This window comes from Pirellulales bacterium (genome assembly GCA_036490175.1).
Taxonomy (GTDB): Bacteria; Planctomycetota; Planctomycetia; order Pirellulales; family JACPPG01; genus JACPPG01.
The window spans coordinates 51,035-68,197 of record DASXEJ010000231.1 but is presented as its reverse complement, the minus strand read 5'-3'; the positions used below and the strand labels follow the sequence as shown (position 1 = coordinate 68,197).

The following is a 17,163-nucleotide window of genomic DNA, read 5'->3' as shown; positions in this document are numbered from 1 at the left end:
CAGATGTCCGCGATCGGCCTTGAGAAGTTGCCCTGCGACGTAGGCCCGCCGCAGTTCCTGGCGTGTATTGAAATGAAACGCCGGATCGTGATCGAAATAAATACTCGCGGCGCCGTCGCGACGAAAGCCGATCACGACGTGCCGACCGCCGGCCGTAAGCACTAGCTCCACGCGCTCGACCAAGGCCGTGGCCTCGGCGATCAGATCTTCGCGCGGGTGTTCCTGACGTGCCAAGGTTTGCCGCCAGAGTCTAAAGAATGCGATGCGCCGATCGAGGGCACGCGAAGATCAGCCGCGCTGTCGATTTCGATACCGCGCACTGACGCGATCGAGCAACGCGCGGTCGTCGTCCGATAGGCCGTCGCGCCCCACCTCGTGCAAACGAGCCAGCACATCGTCGACACGGCGATCGTCTTCTTCTTCGATCCGCTGCTGACGCAGCCGTCGTGATTCGCGCCGACTGTCCAGCCATTGCCGTAGCAGGCCCGGCGACTTGCGCGAAGGGGTGCCGAAGTTGCGCTCCAGGCTCGTGTAACCTTGCGAGAAGTCGTAGCCGAAAACGCCCTCGTCCGATTCGCGATCTTGCAGCCTCTCCGTCTCCTGTCGGGCGCTGAAGAACAGCAACATGCCTAACAACAATAGCGGCAGCGTCGCGTAAGAGTATTGCGAATGCACCGCCCAGGCGGCAATCCATGTGGCCAGCGCGGTAATCTTGGCCACCCGCGCGACAACCACCACCGCCGTGCGATACCCCTTCCTCTGCCAAATGGCCGAGCGCAGTACGCGCCCGCCGTCCAAGGGATAAGCTGGCAGCAAGTTCACCAGCACCAGCAGCCAGTTGATCCACACGGTCATCTGGACGCAATAGACCCAGGTAAGGCCTTGCGCGGCTTGCGGCGCCGCAAAAGGATTGAACAGTGACCGCGCGTCGACGCCGGCGATCAACAGCGCCGGCAACGCCAGAAACGCGATGAAGAAATTCACAGCCGGGCCAGCCGCCGCGGTTATCAGCTCTTCTTGCGGCTGGTGCGAAAGATTGATCGACACCAATCCGCCCAACGGCCACAGCATGATCTGGTCGGCGCGGCCCCCCATGCGACGGGCCGCAAAACAATGGCCCAGCTCGTGGGCCAGCACGCTGACAAAGAGGATGGTGAGACTGATCGCCGCGTCGACGACCAATTCCCCTTTAGGATCGTTCTCGCTCGCCAGAAAGATCGCGATCAGCGCGAGCAATATGAAGAAGACATGCACCCGCACTTGGATGCCGGCCCAACGCCCGAGCGAAACATTCCATCCAAGCAAGTCTCGCATGTCAAACTGCGCAAGAATAATGCCGCCCTTGGGCAGCCTTGGACTACGCGATCACTGCCGTTATCTTATCACTGCTGCGTTTCGCGATCAATCAAATGACCGCAGGATCCGATTGTAGTGGACTATCCGGAAGTTCTGCTCGAGACACGCCGTTTTCGCGTGCTGCGCCGCCAGCAGCGATTGCCTGACGGAACCGTCAACACACGCGAATGCATCGAGCATCCCGGCGCCGTGGCGATTGTGCCGGTGCTCGAAGACGGGCGGATCTGTCTGATTCGCAACTTTCGCTTGGCCGTCGGCTGCTGGTTGTTGGAAATTCCCGCCGGGACACTCGAGCCCGGCGAAGATCCGCTCGTTACGGCCCACCGCGAATTGGCCGAAGAAACGGGCTACACGGCACGTGTGATCGAGCCGCTGTGCCAAATGTTGTTTTCGCCCGGAATTCTGCACGAGCGCATGCACCTGTTTGTGGCGACGGGCCTAACGGCAGGACCCACCCGCCTGGAGGTGGGGGAACAGATCGAATCCCAAACGATGCCCCTTGGTGACATTCTGGCAATGATCGAGCGCGGCGAGATCGAAGACGCCAAAACCGTGGCGGCGCTTTTGCTTTACGATCGACGTTTAAAAAGCGCGCCCAGATTGTCGCCTGGCTAAGACCCCGGGGGACGTAGCCTGGCGGTGCTTTCCTAAGGAGCGAGGGATCTGCCGCTAGCTCGCACTCCGGCGGCCCACGCGGGCCCGTCGGAGTACGAGCGCTTTCAGCCAGGGACTACGAGCCAAAGGCGATATTCAGGTTGGACTGGATGTTCGACCACATCCCGCCCGATTGTCCGCCGACAGCGCTGATGGCAGCAATGGCGGACGCAATAATCATCGCCAACATGACGGCGTATTCGACCGAAGTCGTCCCCTCCGAACCGCGCAATAACCGGCGGATCATGCTCATGGCTGGCCCTCCTGGGCGTCCAGCCGAAAGGTGGGGACCCGCGAAATGTGAAGTGAGGTTGCGGCGTCCCTGAAGGCAACACTAGGTCGCATTCGGCACTTGTCAAATCGCGGGCTTGTGCCACTCCGACTTTGCCCATTACCGAAGCGATGGCAGGGCCAGGGGCACGTCGCCAATACCTGGCGGCTGCCCCGAGCGGAGGGGAACCTGCCAGCGGACCAGCCGAGACGCGTCGGGCCCTTCGTCGGCTTCACCGGCAAAACCGAGCTCGGTGCGCACCAGCCCTTCGATCGGTAGCTTGCCATCCCCCACAGTACGTCGTTGTCCACTCGCAGCGCTCCATAGGACGACCGGAATCTTACGGGCGACCACCGAGCCCTCGCCTTGCCAGGTCAACGATCGCAGGACGTCGGCCGGCGTGACGCCGCCTGTTACATGCACGATGGTGCCGGCCTCGTGCGGCGCGAAGACACACTCGCGGGCGTCGACGTGTACCGCACCCGCCGCGCTGTCGCCACGCGGCGCAGAAAGATCCAAGACGCACGCCGCGCCGCGAACAGTGCAATGCCGTAGTTGCAGATCGGTCGTGCAGGGCCAGCGTGAAGCTTCCGCGCCACGCGCAACCGACGACGGAACAATGCTCACGAACGATCCCGAGCCGAGAAACAAAACGTCGGACAATTTCAGCGTGGCTTGTCCGGCGATTTCGGCACAGATGCCGACGCCGACGCGCGCCATCACACACTCGCGCATCGACAATTCACACGGCACCGCCATACCTTCTGTTTCGCTACTTGCCTCCACGGACCAATGAAGGGCCGCCACGGTTAGGCTGGCGGGCGATACGGACTGAAACGAACATCGTTCGAACGAGACATGCCGCGCCGTGACGACGAGCGCCGCCTGCGCCGAAGCCGTGAGCGCTGGTACGACAAAGTCGATGTCGGCAAACCGTAGGTTGTCGATCGCCAACGTGCCACCGCCTGCCGGCAGTACAACTTGAGCGCGCTCGCCCGTGCGGGCACGTACGACCTGTCCGGCACGCGGGCGGACCTGCTCCCAGGCGAGGGGACGCGCCGCGGAAATCAAAAACTCGCGCGACACGCTCGTGGGCTCGACGCGCGGGGGCACCGGTTGCAGAGCCACGGTCCTTACCACGTCGCGCGGTTTCGTCGCGCCGCGCGCCGATTGCGGCGCTACCCCCTTGGGCAATGCCGCGGCTGTTGGCACGGCTTCTGAATTGGGTGGTGCTGTCGATTTTGGTTCAGCATTTCGCTGGCCGGCAGGAGCGAGCCGCGGGGCGGCGACCGATAACCTTGTCTGGGCGTTCGGTACATCGGACTTGGCAATTTGCCGTGCCGCCGCACCATTGTCGGAAAGGCCACTTTGATAAAGGGGCCAAATTCCAATCGAAAGTGCCAGCAGCACGCCGGCCGCCACAGTCAGCCAGGTGGGAGCATTGGGCGAGCGACGCATCGTGCGCACGCGGCGCACCAACCGCTCGGGCGGCGACGCCCCCCGCTCGACATGCCGCGTGACCAGCGCCTGCCCACGATCGCTCGGCGGCCCCAGCATTTCCAAAAGCTCTGCGAAATGCGCGGGCCGGTTTTCGATCGCGTGTTCCGTACAGCGGGCAATAGCGTCCACCAACACGCGCGGAGTATCGGGTGCAATCGGATAGATACTGCGGATGCGCGTCGTCTGCGCGGCATGGCAGCGATCCTCCGCTGTCGCACCAGAAAGCGGCGGCCGACCAGCTAACAGATGCCACCACAGCGCGCCACAGGCATAAATATCCGTCGCCACGCTCGTCGGAGCCAGCCCGCGCGCCAACTCCGGCGCCATATAGTCGTAGGCCGCGGGCACAAGCGCGCTCGTCTGATCGTCCTCACTCGCCCTTACCGCGGCGCGCAATCCAGGATGGATCAACTGCGCGCCGCCTAACGGATCCAGCACCAACTGCCCGGCCGAGATGTCGCCGTGCACGATTCCCCGGACTTCGCACACGGTCAACGCTGCGGCCATTTGCCGGGCAATCTCGCATACCACATCCGGAGGAAGCCGGCCGCCGCGAATCAGCAATTCGCCGGCTGTTCGGCTGCTGACTTGGGGCGAGACGACCCACACCCGAGGTCCATCGGCGCCACAGCGCTCGATCGGAATCACATGCGGCGTGGAGATCGCTGCTGAAATTTCGATCACAGATCGTATGCGAGCGACCATCGCGTCCGGGTCATCCGGGCAATCGATGACGGTCAGCCGCACTTCCTGCGTGGTACCAATTTCGCGCGCCCGATAGCACGCGCCGTAGCTCGGCGAAGGTAGTTGAGCCAGCAGCACGAATGGTCCCACGCGCAGGCTGTCACTCTTGCCGGCATTGATTCGCGCGGCTTGAAACGTGGTGAGCGTACGCGCCTGCACCAGCGCATCGACCCATACCGAGTCGAATAACGCCAGATCCTTTGCCAGCCGCCGAGCGTGGCGCTGCGCCGCGCGCACCTGATGCGCCGTGGCCAATTGCAATCGGCCCAATCGCTCGATCAATTCTGCCGGAGGTGATGCATGCACTCCCACGCGACCTCGCCGTAGGGTTGCCGCGAAGAACGGACAAATAGGCCCAAAGCCACAATGTCCGAAGCGGCCGGGGAGGGAGTGCTATCACAATTGCGGGAGTGCCACAATATCAGCGTGCGCCGCGATGAGTTTCCCGCCCTTCGGCCCGTCCGCAGACACCGTGCGAGGAGAATCAGCGTCGTAGCGGATTGCGATAGAGCACTTGCGATAGCAACTCGAACGAGCCAGGTTCATCGGCCGATCGCTCGTAGTGCCAGGTGTCGTGGGTTGGCACGAAACGGGGGTCGGCCGGCCAGGGGTCGAAAGACTCATAGCCCAATGTGGCCGCCAGCTTGTCGCAGTTCATGGCCACGTTGCCAGCCCGCGGGGGCACCGGACCGGCTTCTGCCCGCAAGCATCCCATCAGACACTCGGGCGGGTAACCTCCCACGCGATTGATCACTTGGGCAATCTGAAACAATGTCAGCGGCCGCGGTCCGCCGGCATGGAACAAACCGGCGATCTCGCGCGATAGCATCGTTTCGCACAGCTCGTTCAAGCAGTCGGTGTAGTGCGGCGTCCGCACTTCGTCGTAGTAAAGCGTCGCCGGTCGCGACTTCTTGAAGCGCGATTGAATCCAATCGATCGCGCCGGCATGACCGTTGAAGCTGACCCCCATCGGCAACGAGATCCGCAGGATGCAAGCCTCGGGCAACGCTGCTTGAATCAACTGCTCAGAAGCGACCATCGTGCGGCCGTACTCGGTCACAGGATCGGTCGGGTCGTCCTCGACATGTCCGCCCGTACCGTTGCCGGAAAAAACGAGATCGATCGACAGGTGTACCAATCGCGCTGGCCTCACTGCCAGGCAATCGACCAGGTTGCGCACACCGTCGACGTTGATGCGCCACGCCAGCTCCGGATCGAGTTCGCAGGCCCGCAGCGCGCAGTTACCAGCGCAATCCAAGACGCTGCGGAACTGGTACTTTTCAAACAGGCTCGCCAGACCCACGGGATCTTCGGCGTTGCATGGAACAATGCCCTCGCCTTGAAATCGCCAATTATCCTGCTGGCGGATGCCGATCACCTGGCCCGGATAGCGCGCCTGAAAATACGCGAGCGCATTGTAGCCCGCCACACCGGCAATCCCGGTGATCAACAGCGGTAGCGGCAGTTCGTGATGCGTTGAATTGCGACGGAACATGGTCTATGCGGTTGCGATATCGTCGGAAGTCCGTTGTTAATCTTCACGGGTGCCATGCCCACGCTCGCGTGGGCATGCGAACTACTTTCCGTTCGAGGACAGGTCCACGCCCGCATGGACATCGCACCCGGCATGGCACCCAGGCACCCATCACGTCAATTCAAACTCTAGGGCATCGCGTCTGAACGCCGTTCACTCTGCCACGAGCGGCGTCACCAACGTGCCGATCCCTGCGATGCTGGCTTCCATCACGTCGCCAGGCTTGAGGTACGTGCCCGTGGCGTTTCCTACACCAGAGGGCGTGCCGGTGGAAATGATATCACCCGGCTCGAGCGTGACGAAGCTCGATATGAACTCAATCACGGCCGCCACCGGAAAGACCATCAGCCCGGTCGAGGCATCTTGCTTGACCTGGCCGCTGACGCGGAGCCTCATTTCCAATGCTTGCGGGTCGGGCACAGCATCGGCACTGGTCACGCAGGGTCCGCAGGGGCAAAAACCGTCATGCCATTTGCCGTGCATCCAATCGAAGAAGACATCCTTCTCGCGTTTCTTGCGGCCCGGGTTGGGACGGAACTTGCGATTCGAGATGTCGTTCAGCACCGTGTAGCCGGCAACCACACTCAGTGCGTCGGCCTCTTTAACTCCCTTGGCCTTGCGTCCGATGACGACGGCTAATTCCAGTTCCCAATCGATCGCACCGGGCGAGATCGTGGGAATCTTCACCGGTTGGCCAGGATCGGTAAGCGTCGTGGTCGGCGGCTTCATGAAAACGTAAGGAAAAGTCTCGGCGCGCTCGGCCGCCACTCCGCCTCCTTCGCGAATATGCTCGGCATAGTTGCCGGCCAGCAGCAGAATCTTGCTGGGGCGCGGGATCGGCACCAGCAAGTGTGCGGTTGCCGTGGGAACGCGGGCCGATTGTGGCAGGGCAGCCCCAGCGCGATCGAGCCAGGCGGACAGTTTTGCTGCCACGGCGTGGGCCTCGCCCCCTGGCAACAACGCGATCAACTCGTCGCCAGACGGCAACGTGAGCGACTCATGCGTGGCATCGCCAAAGGCTTTGGCAGCCGCCGCCACGGGCACAATAAACTCTTCGCCGTAGAAGCCGGCACGCGGGGTCCGATCGTGAAGGAACCGACAGAGACGCATCAGATGACCCTTGGTGAGTATCAGGTGGGGAATGCGAGCACCGCCAGCTTGACGCGCGCCCGGGGATTGTCAAGACGACCGACCGGCACCGTATAATGTGGCGGCGGCCGGTTCGCTTTTGGACGACGGGGACCAGCGAGACCGGCCGAAGTTCGGGGAATCGACACCATGATACGCTCTTGGCCATTGCGCTGGCTGCCATGCCTTGCGCTACTCATTGTCGCGGCTTGCGACGCCGCCATTGTCATCGCGGCCGATCGGCCGAACGTCGTACTCATCATTTCCGACGATCAGGCATGGACGGATTACTCGTTTATGGGGCATCCGGAGATCCACACTCCGCACATCGACCGGTTGGCCCGCGACAGCGCGACCTTTACGCACGGCTACGTTCCCAGCAGCTTATGCTGCCCGAGCCTGGCGTCGATCATCACAGGGCAGTATCCGCACCAGCACCGCATCACGTGTAACGATCCGGCGATCCCCGCGGGCATGTCGCCGCAGCAGTTCCATCAGTCGGCGGCTTTCACCCAGGGGCGCGAGGTGATGAATCGGTTCCTGGACGAGACGCCGACCTTGCCGCGGATTCTCCGCACCCAAGATTATCTAAGCCTGCAAACCGGCAAATGGTGGCAAGGAGATTATCGCCGCGGCGGATTCACCAGCGGCATGACCGTGGGGCAGCGCCATGGCGACGAAGGTTTGCAGATCGGCCGCAAAACGATGCAGCCGATTTTCGATTTTGTCCGCGCCGCGCGCACGGCGGACAAGCCATTTCTGGTGTGGTACGCGCCGATGATGCCGCACACGCCACACAATCCACCCGAGCGGCTGCTGAGCAAATACCAGCACCGCGCCAGCTCCCTTGCGGTGGCCAAGTACTGGGGCATGATCGACTGGTTCGACGAAACGGTCGGCCAACTGCTCGATCATCTCGACGAACAAGGACTGGCCGATAATACGATCGTCGTCTACCTGGCCGACAACGGCTGGATTCAAAGCCCCGAGGCCGATCGCGTGGCCCCCAAGTCCAAGCTATCTCCGTACGATGGCGGATTACGCACGCCGATCATGGTCCGTTGGCCCGGCAAGATCGCTCCCCGCACGTCAGCAGTTCCGGTGCTGTCGCTCGACGTAGTGCCCACGATCCTGACCGCACTGGGCCAGGCACCCGACAAGAACATGCCGGGTCTGAATCTGCTCGACGAGCGGGCCGTGAAGAATCGTCCAGCCATCTTCGGCGAATGCTTTACGCACAACGCCATCGACCTCGAAAAGCCGGCGGCCAATCTGCGCTGGCGTTGGGCAGTCGCGGGCCCGTGGAAATTGATCGTGCCCGATCGCATAAACGAACCGAACGAGTCCGTCGAACTCTACGACCTGGCCCACGACCCGCACGAGACCAAGAACATGGCCGGCCAAAATGCCGACAAGGTCATCGAGCTGCGTGCGCTGCTAGACGCCTGGTGGAACCCCGCCACAGGCACATAAATCCACAGCGCCCAAATGCCGAGGGTGAACGGGTGCCATGCCTACGCACAGCGTGGAGATGTTTTTCGAGACAACTACAGCAGACTGCGCAAACCACATATCACACGAATTGGACGAATAAAAGACAATTCTTTATTCGCATCATTCGCGCGATTCGTGGTTTCTTCTACAGGCGACAGTTGTCGCTACTTCTTCACCACGGCGGCTTGGGCAGCCGCCAGGCGTGCGATGGGCACGCGGAATGGCGAGCAGCTGACGTAGTCCAGGCCGATGTTGTGGCAGAAGTGAACGCTCGCCGGGTCTCCGCCGTGTTCGCCGCAAATGCCGATCTTCAAGTTCGGTCGCGCCTTGCGGCCTCCGGCCACGCCCAACTTCATCAGCTCGCCGACGCCGGCCTGGTCGATCGTCTGAAACGGATCGTTGCCGATGATGTCGTGCTCGCGATAGTAGTTGATATAGCCGGCATAGTCGTCGCGGCTCATGCCGAGCGTGGTCTGCGTCAGGTCGTTGGTGCCGAAGCTGAAGAACTCGGCCCGCTTGGCAATCTGCTCAGATACCACGGCCGCCCGCGGCACCTCGATCATCGTGCCGACGAGATAGGGAATCTCGATCTTCTTCTCGGCAAAGACCGTGGTGGCCGTTTCGCGGATGATCTGCTCTTGATCCTTCAGCTCGGCCTCGAAGCCAACCAGCGGGACCATGACTTCGGGCTCGACGTTGATACCGGCCTTCTTCACGTCGCAAGCGGCTTCGAAGATGGCGCGGGCCTGCATCCGCGTGATTTCCGGATAGACGATTCCCAATCGGCAGCCGCGATGACCGAGCATCGGGTTGAACTCGTGCAACTCCGTCACCCGTTGCGCAATCGTGGCCGCGGGAATGTTGATCTTCTTGCCCAGCGCCTCTTGCTCGGCCGCCGAGTGGGGTAGGAACTCGTGCAAAGGGGGGTCGAGCAAGCGGATCGTGACCGGTCGTCCGTCCATAGCACGGAACAATCCGTCGAAATCCTTCCGTTGGAACGGAAGCAGCTTGGCGAGCGCTTTCTCGCGATCCTCGAGCGTGTCGGCCAGGATCATCTCGCGGAAGTCGTCGATGTGATCGAAGAACATGTGCTCGGTGCGGCACAAACCAATTCCTTCGGCCCCGAACGAGATCGCTTCCAGCGCTTGCTTCGGTTCGTCGGCATTGGTTCGCACCTTCAGCTTGCGATGCTCGTCGACCCAGGTCATCAGCTGCTCGTAGCGTTTGTAGGTTTCCGATTCAGCCGGCTTGAGTGTCTTGTTGATCAGCACCTGCAAGATCTCACTGGGGCGCTCTTCCACCTTCCCCTTGAAAACCTCGCCGGTAAAGCCGTCAATCGAGATGACGTCTCCCTCCTTGAGCACCTGGTTGGCAACGGTGACCGTCGCCTTGTGGTAATCGACAGAGAGATCCGAGCAGCCCACGATACAGGCCTTGCCCATTTGTCGGCTGACCAATGCCGCGTGCGAGCTGGCGCCGCCAAAGGCGGTGAGGATGCCCTTGGCGATCTTCATACCGCGTAGATCTTCGGGGCTGGTTTCGCGGCGCACCAAAATCAGCTCGACCTTGTTGTCTTTCAGCCACTGGGCCTCGGCATCCGAGGCATGGAAGCAGATCTTGCCCGAGGCGGCTCCCGGCCCGGCGTTGATACCCTTTGCCAGCATGCGCCCTTCGGCCAGCGCGGCCTTCTTGCTTTGCGGGTCGTAGATCGGCTGCAAAAGCTGATTCAGATCGTCTGCCGGAATGCGCTTCGGCTGCAGGGCATCTTGCTTAGTGATCAAGCCCTCGTTCACCAGGTCGACCGCGATCCGCACGGCGGCGAAGCCGGTCCGCTTGGCGTTGCGGGTTTGCAGCATCCACACCCGGTCGCGCTGCACGGTGAATTCGATATCCTGCACTTCCTTGTAGTGCTTCTCCAGCTTCTTGCCGATCTCGTTCAGCTCGTGATAGGCCTTGGGCATGTCCTTTTCGAGCGTCTCTTCGATCCGCTTGGGAGTGCGGATGCCGGCCACCACGTCTTCTCCTTGGGCGTTGATCAAGTAGTCGCCGTTGAGCCCCGGCAAACCGAGCGCCACGTCCCGGGTCATAGCCACGCCCGTGGCGCAGTCGTCGCCGAGGTTGCCGAAAACCATTGCCTGCACGTTAACGGCGGTTCCCCACTCGTGCGGAATCCCGTAGGTGCGGCGATACACAACCGCTCGATCGTTCATCCAGCTGCCGAACACAGCGCCGATCGCGCCCCATACCTGGTCCATAGGCTCAGTGGGGAAATCCTTGCCCGTGCCGCGCTTGATGGCCTGCTTGAATTCGGCGACCAGCTCCTTGAGATGTGCGGCCGTGAGGTCGGAATCGTTTTTCACGCCGACCTTTTTCTTCTTGGCGTCCAGAAGCTCCTCGAACGGGTCGTGGTCCATCTTGCTCTTGGGCTTCATGTCCAGCACCACGTCGCCGTACATCTGCACGAAGCGGCGGTAGCTATCCCAGGCAAAACGTTCATTGCCCGACCCCTTGGCCAGGGCTTCGACCGTCTGATCATTGAGACCGATGTTGAGCACCGTGTCCATCATGCCGGGCATGGATTCGCGCGCACCCGAACGGCACGAAACCAACAGCGGGTTCGTGGTCGAGCCGAATTTGGCTCCCATCTCGGCTTCGATCTTGGCCATAGCGGCCGTGACCGCGTCGCGCAGCTCGGGCGGATATTTCCTATCGTGATCGTAGTAGTAGGTGCAGACGTTCGTGCCAATGGTGAACCCGGCGGGGACCGGCAGACCGATCTTGGTCATTTCCGCCAGATTCGCCCCTTTACCACCTAACAGGTCGCGCAACTTGGCGTCGCCATCACTGCCATTGCGGCCGAACGAATAGACATATTTCACATTGCTAGCCATGGTAGGCATCCTTCGCGCAAAGCGAGAATGGAAAGAGAACGGTCGCCGAGCCTGCAGCGGCTGCCGGGCGTGCCTATCGAAGGCGAACCGGTCGAGGTGGGGCCGTCACGTACAGTCGGGTGAGTCTAGCAGTGCCGCATCGGACCGTCAAGAAACGGGTGCTTGCGTCAGTGCGGCCTTACGATCCTTTAATCCCGGCCGAAGCCAGCCGGATGCGCCGCCCGTGGAGGCGCTCGATTTTGATTTCGCGATCGTTCGTTGCCAGCCGCCAACAGGTGTCGGATCTAAGCCTCGAGTGCTAGCGTAGTTGCCTATCTAAAAAATGCGGAAATGTCACGCCGACTCACGTCCTACCACTTAGCTAACCGATAAGGCTTCGCAGACAGGGCGCTCTTTGAGGAGACAGCGCGCGATATTTTTATTCTTTTCTCTACCACGTTCGGCTAGATCGCGAGGCCCATTTTGTCGACAATCCCTGACCCGGCGAGTTACGTGAATTGGACGACTGCGGGAAGGATCCACAAGATGGTTGGGGTTGCCGTGCCAAAGGACACAAGCCGCGAGATGCTCGCCCACATGCTGCGCGTGGTCGACGAGACCCCGGCCGAGCACAAGCCCTTCTCGCACATCTACCTGGAGGGCCTTTTTCCAGCCGACGTTTACGCCGAAATGATGGCGCAGTTGCCGGACGGTTCTTGCTATCGCGCGATCCATCCCTACAAGCATTCTCGCGACGACGGCGTCAGCACCCGCGACGTCTTGCCGTTGGTGGACGATGACCTGGCGGCACTGCCCGAGCGACAGCGCACGATCTGGGACAGCGTCTCCCGCGCACTTTCCGCCCCGGAATTAAAATCAGCCATCTTTCGCAAACTAGCGCCGGATCTGGCCCTCAGATTCGCCATGCCCGAGTCCGACGTCGAGCGTCTGGTCGCCTACTGCCGACCTTGTCTGCTGCGCGATTTGGAAGGTTACGAGATCCCCCCCCATCCTGATGGCCGGGCCAAGATCGTGACCATGCAGCTGTACCTGCCGAAGGATCGCACGCAGCTTGCCTTGGGAACCGCGCTGTACAAGCGCCGCCTAACGTCGCTGCGGGGACTGGTCTCCTGGCATGGACGATTCGCCAAGGTGAAGCAGTTCCCGTTCGCCCCCAATAGCGGCTACGCTTTTGCCGTCTCCAATTCGCTGTGGCGCAAAAGCTGGCACGGTCGCGAGAAGTTGCCCAGCGGCGCCGGCGTACGCAACTCGATCCTGAATCTGTACTTCGCGGACGAGAAGCGCGAATACTAGATCGGCATCGCGGAGCAAACTCGTTCCACGAGCGCGCGTGCCTCGACGCCTATTGCGGGGCGCTAATCTGTGTGGGCGCTGGCGGATCCAATACATCGGCAAATCGCTCGCGCAGTATTGCCAGTTGTTGATTCCGTTCCGCTAGCGACGCTTCCGGCGTGAAATCCACGGCCGCCTCGAGCAACCGCGACAGCCTCGCAAGTGCCGTGCGACGCACAGCCAGATCGCGGCGCGACAGCAACGCGTACCAGGTCCGCGGGTCACCCGACAGCCAAAGCGTGACGCGCTCGGGCGTGTCTTCGTCCCCTTCGGACGATAAGCTGCGCATGACGCGCTTGATGCGGAACCGTTGCTCGGCGTCCAGGTCCGCCCGTTCCAGGCTCCGCAAATAGGGGAGCACGGCAGGCCCCGACCCGAAAAGCTGCTGCTCGGCCCGTTCGCGTTGGGCATAGCGATCGTTGGTCAATGCGGCCACGCTTTGCCCCCAGGCCGCGTGGTATAGCCGGAACTGGTTCGAATCGGCCCGGCAGAGCGCCTCTTCGACTTGTCGCGCTCGCCGCTCGAGTTGCCAGCTCGGCCGCATGATTTCCAGGAAAGGAATCAGGTGCTCGTGGCAAACCTCGGACTCGATCAACAGCAAATGCCACAACGTGGGGGCATGGTAAGTCGTCACGTGCCCGGCGGCATCGACCGTCAACGATAGCGAACCTTCGGCCGGCTGTACGAATCGGATGGTCGGATGGTTGCTGGCCGAGCGCGGCATGACTTCGATAGTGACCTTGTTCCCGCCGACGATCTCGAAGCTGAGCTTCTCGTCGCTGGTGGAACATTCGTAGCTGACGTTGGGCATTCCGCCGGCCAGGTCGATCGCCAACTTCTCGCGTCGGGGACCGTTGTTGCGGTTCGAAGTCAGATTCTGCTGCGAAGCCCGCGACGTGGCCGCGATCCGGCCCGACAGGGCGCGCAACTGAAACATGCGCAGCTGGCCGACCAGGCTGCCATCCATCTGCCGCGATTGGCCCCAGGCGGGCGCGGCGACTCCCGCCAGCAGCGCCGCCACAATTGTGGCACGATACCTACTCGTCCAGAGTTCGGCCAAGAGCGTCACAATGATGAGCCCTCTGGGTATCGACGCGTGTAGCAGCGGGCAGTTCAGCCGGCGGTCTTTCTCTCGGGCCCGCGCTCCCGCGCATCCAATCGTACGGAACGCAATTGCCTGCGCACGCGAATCCGCGCCAGCCGTCGCCGATGGCGGACGTAAAAGAACAACGCCACCGCTCCCACGGCCGCCACGAGGCAAACGGTCAACGCCACTTCGGCGTTGCGAATTCTCTGAAACCAATCCGTAATCCGCTCGGCGAAGAAATAACTCAGCCCAAAGAACGTGCAGATGACGATCGCCGCACAAAACAAATCAACCAGCACGAAGCGACGGAACGACATCCGTAGGATCCCCGCCGTCAAATAGACGGGCGACCTCAGACCGACCAGAAACCGCGTCAGAAAGAATATCTTCCAACCGTGCTGATTAATGAGTTGCTCGATGTGGGCTTCGCGCTCGGGCTTGAGAAACCGTGCAAACCAAGGATGCTCGCGCAGCACGCTATGGCCAAAATGATAGCCAATCGAGTACATCACGCAGTCGCCCAAGATGGCGCCGACGAAGCACGAGGCCAGCGCCAGCCAAGGGTTCAATTGGCCGTGATACGCGGCCACCCCGGCTACGACAATGGGCACCTCTTCAGGCACGGGCAGCCCCGATCCCGTCAGGATCAGGACGGCGATGATGCCGAGGTACGAAGCGTGCTCTAATTGGAGGATGTCAAACATGCATGTCAGGGCCGCGATCGTGGCCGCCTGGAAAGCGCACTCGGCCCACGCATTCTATTCGTAGGCAACCGGCTCAGTATATGTAGGCTGGATAATCTATAGAGGAGAGGGCCCTCATGCCTAGTCGAAAACAGGTCCGATTAGTCGAGTAACCGCCAATCGCCGGCTTCCAGCCCGGCCGTGGCAACTTCGACCGAACTTCCCTGCTTATCAGGATATAGTAGTACCATTCCGATTTCCGCTCGATCGGCACAAAAGGCCCGCGCCGCCTCGACCCCCATTGTATAGAACGCCGTCGAGAGGGCATCCGCTTCGGCCGCCGTGGGAGCCAGGGCCGTCGACGAGAAGACTCCGGCAGCCGGCCACCCCGTGCGCGGGTCAAGAATATGCCCGTAGCGCTTCCCCTGATGCCGAAAGAATTGGTGGGTGGCACCCGACGTGGCCAGGGCCCGGTCGCGCAACCGAATTTCGGCCAGGCGACGCTCGGGCCGCAGCGGATCGCGCAGGCCCACCGACCAGCCTCCGGTTGCCGCTCCGCCGCGCGATCCCCGCGCCAGCACGCTGCTTTGTCCGCCGTGCAGCAGAAAGTCGGCCACGCCCGCGTCGGCCAGAAGCTGTGCAGACCGATCGAGGGCATAACCCTTGCCGATCGCCCCCAGATTCAGCTCCATGCCAGGCTTGGCAAAGTGGATCGTGTGGCGCGCGTCGTCGAGAACAATATGCTGACTGCCCACGCGCGCGAGCGCCGTTTGCAGATCATGTTCGCTGGGGATGGCCCCGGCCCGCTTGTAGAACCCCCAGGTCTTTACCAGGGGACCGGCGGTTATGTCGAAGGCCCCGCCCGTCTCGCGCGCCATGCGCACTGCGTTCGAAAGCAGGGCATAGACGCCCGGCTCGAGTACAACTTCACGGGCTGCGGCTTCCCGATTGACGAGCATGACCTCGCTCGTGTCGCGATAGACGGTCAGTTGTTCTTCCAACTGCTCGACTAGATCGAGCGCCGCGATCGCCGATTCGGCCCCCTCGTCGTACTGCCCGGCGTTGAGCAGCACCGCGAACTGGCAGGCCATGGCCTGCCGTGCGTATTGCACCAAATAGCGGTCGCCGTCCTGGCTTTCCGAAGCTGCCGGCGCGGCCGATGGATCCGCCTGCGGGGCGGGAAGAACCCTATCAATAGCCGCGGCCAGTGCATCGGCCGCGGCGCGGCCTTGCAGGAACTCACGGCGATTGCTGGTAGGTCGCGACATCAACCGAATTATATCCTGCCCCGCTCTACTTGGCCCACGCGACGACCATAAGCATCGACCGGGTGCGATTGGCTTGTCTAATTGTGCGAAGCGACGCTTGGCTGTGGCGAAACGTCCGCCAGACTTGTTGCGATTCGCCAGTGGACCAATAATCGATGGTGGGACCAGCGGACGGTCTCCGTTCCGCCGCATTTGGGCACAAACAAGCCGATGGGTCGTCGATCGCGAAGTTTCCGCATGTCAAATCCAACGACAATTCTCCTGACGGTGCTGGTCGTGACGTTTGTCGCGCCGTGCAATATGACGGTCGCCCAGCAGCCGTTAAACCGCCCCAAGGGGAGTCGCCCGGCTGCCAAGCTCGCCCCACCTCCCAAGTGGGAGCGCGCCGTTTTGGAAACGTTCTTCACCGATGCCCGAGAGCGCCTGGGCACCGGCCCCGCGCCAGGTGAGGCAACGCCCCAAGCGGCCGACGACGCCACACCGTCCGCTCCCTCGTTAAAAGTTCCGTCCACGGTCCCCAGTGGGTCACGATGGTCGCCGCTGGTCTCGTCGACCACTTTGGAAAACGAGGTCAAAGCCCAAGTACAGCCGCTCGCAACAGCCGTGCAGACGCCAACCGGATTCAAAGGGGGCGCCTATAAGGCCGCGCGCGAGGAACTGACGCTGCTGGGGGTATTGTTCGGCGTCATTGGCCAATACGACGGCGAGGTGCGCTGGCAGAAGGACGCCAACAGTCTGCGCGACCTGTTCGGGCGGGCCGGTTCCAACTGCAAAGTTGGCACCGATAATTCATTTAACGAAGCCAAGCTGCGCAGTCAGGATCTCAGCGAACTGGTTCGCGGCGGCACGCTGGAAGCCCGCGATGCCAAAGAGGATTTCCAATGGCCCGAGGTCGCCAATCGGCCGCCGCTGATGAAGCGGATGGAGCGTTCGCTGCGCGAACGACTGGGCCCCTGGACCGGCAGCAAGGGGGAATTCACCAAACATCGCGACGCGATCCTGCACGAGGCCGAGCTGTTGGCCGTGCTGGCCCGGGTCATCAAGACCGAGGGCTACGAGTACGCCGACGACGCGACGTATCGCGAATACGTCGACCAGCTCGAACGGCAATGCCAGGAAATCATCGAGGCCACGAAGAACGGCGAGCTGCCCAAAGCACAAAGCGCGGCCAGTCAGATGAACAAGACTTGCGACGCCTGCCACGGCGATTTCCGCAGTTGA

General features: G+C 62.0%; 14 protein-coding genes. 4 read left to right on the top strand and 10 right to left on the bottom strand.

Annotated elements, in window-relative coordinates:
- The coding region (locus VGG64_17140; GenBank protein HEY1601330.1) for a hypothetical protein at positions 1-234 on the bottom strand (234 nt) is incomplete at its 3' end.
- Between the two features lie 54 nt (positions 235-288).
- Complete coding sequence (locus VGG64_17135) at positions 289-1,314, bottom strand: site-2 protease family protein (protein ID HEY1601329.1); 1,026 nt, start codon at positions 1,312-1,314, stop codon at positions 289-291.
- Between the two features lie 117 nt (positions 1,315-1,431).
- Between VGG64_17135 and VGG64_17130 the strand changes: the two genes are divergently transcribed.
- A complete protein-coding gene (locus tag VGG64_17130; protein ID HEY1601328.1) occupies positions 1,432-1,971 on the top strand; it encodes an NUDIX hydrolase in 540 nt (179 codons plus the stop codon).
- A gap of 115 nt (positions 1,972-2,086) precedes the next feature.
- On the opposite strand, the gene VGG64_17125 is transcribed toward VGG64_17130, so the two are convergent.
- From VGG64_17125 to VGG64_17110, 4 genes are all read right to left on the bottom strand, one after another.
- Positions 2,087-2,263 carry a Flp family type IVb pilin gene (locus tag VGG64_17125; protein HEY1601327.1) on the bottom strand — a complete coding sequence of 59 codons (177 nt, stop codon included), beginning with the start codon at positions 2,261-2,263 and terminating at the stop codon, positions 2,087-2,089.
- 138 nt (positions 2,264-2,401) lie between these two features.
- Positions 2,402-4,831, bottom strand: coding sequence for a protein kinase (locus VGG64_17120; protein ID HEY1601326.1), 2,430 nt, complete (start codon positions 4,829-4,831; stop codon positions 2,402-2,404).
- Between the two features lie 178 nt (positions 4,832-5,009).
- Positions 5,010-6,020 carry a sugar nucleotide-binding protein gene (locus VGG64_17115; GenBank protein HEY1601325.1) on the bottom strand — a complete coding sequence of 337 codons (1,011 nt, stop codon included), beginning with the start codon at positions 6,018-6,020 and terminating at the stop codon, positions 5,010-5,012.
- 192 nt (positions 6,021-6,212) lie between these two features.
- The gene (locus VGG64_17110; GenBank protein HEY1601324.1) at positions 6,213-7,169 is read right to left on the bottom strand and encodes a fumarylacetoacetate hydrolase family protein; all 957 of its coding nucleotides are present in this window, start codon (positions 7,167-7,169) and stop codon (positions 6,213-6,215) included.
- Positions 7,170-7,337: 168 nt separating this feature from the next.
- On the opposite strand from VGG64_17110, the gene VGG64_17105 reads away from it, so the two are divergent.
- Entirely contained in the window at positions 7,338-8,660 is a 1,323-nt protein-coding gene (locus VGG64_17105) for a sulfatase-like hydrolase/transferase (GenBank protein ID HEY1601323.1), read from the top strand.
- A 185-nt stretch (positions 8,661-8,845) separates the two neighbouring features.
- Here VGG64_17105 and ppdK read toward each other — a convergent pair whose 3' ends face one another.
- Positions 8,846-11,572, bottom strand: a complete 2,727-nt coding sequence (gene ppdK, locus VGG64_17100) for a pyruvate, phosphate dikinase (GenBank protein HEY1601322.1) — start codon at positions 11,570-11,572, stop codon at positions 8,846-8,848.
- A gap of 525 nt (positions 11,573-12,097) precedes the next feature.
- Here ppdK and VGG64_17095 point away from each other — a divergent pair.
- Entirely contained in the window at positions 12,098-12,865 is a 768-nt protein-coding gene (locus tag VGG64_17095) for a hypothetical protein (GenBank protein ID HEY1601321.1), read from the top strand.
- 49 nt (positions 12,866-12,914) lie between these two features.
- Here VGG64_17095 and VGG64_17090 read toward each other — a convergent pair whose 3' ends face one another.
- From VGG64_17090 to VGG64_17080, 3 genes are all read right to left on the bottom strand, one after another.
- Positions 12,915-13,973, bottom strand: a complete 1,059-nt coding sequence (locus VGG64_17090; protein ID HEY1601320.1) for a hypothetical protein — start codon at positions 13,971-13,973, stop codon at positions 12,915-12,917.
- A gap of 44 nt (positions 13,974-14,017) precedes the next feature.
- Positions 14,018-14,695, bottom strand: a complete 678-nt coding sequence (locus VGG64_17085; protein HEY1601319.1) for a DedA family protein — start codon at positions 14,693-14,695, stop codon at positions 14,018-14,020.
- Between the two features lie 140 nt (positions 14,696-14,835).
- Positions 14,836-15,942: an FAD:protein FMN transferase gene (locus VGG64_17080; protein HEY1601318.1), complete on the bottom strand. Its 1,107-nt coding sequence runs from the start codon at positions 15,940-15,942 to the stop codon at positions 14,836-14,838.
- A 237-nt stretch (positions 15,943-16,179) separates the two neighbouring features.
- On the opposite strand from VGG64_17080, the gene VGG64_17075 reads away from it, so the two are divergent.
- A complete protein-coding gene (locus VGG64_17075) occupies positions 16,180-17,163 on the top strand; it encodes a cytochrome c (protein HEY1601317.1) in 984 nt (327 codons plus the stop codon).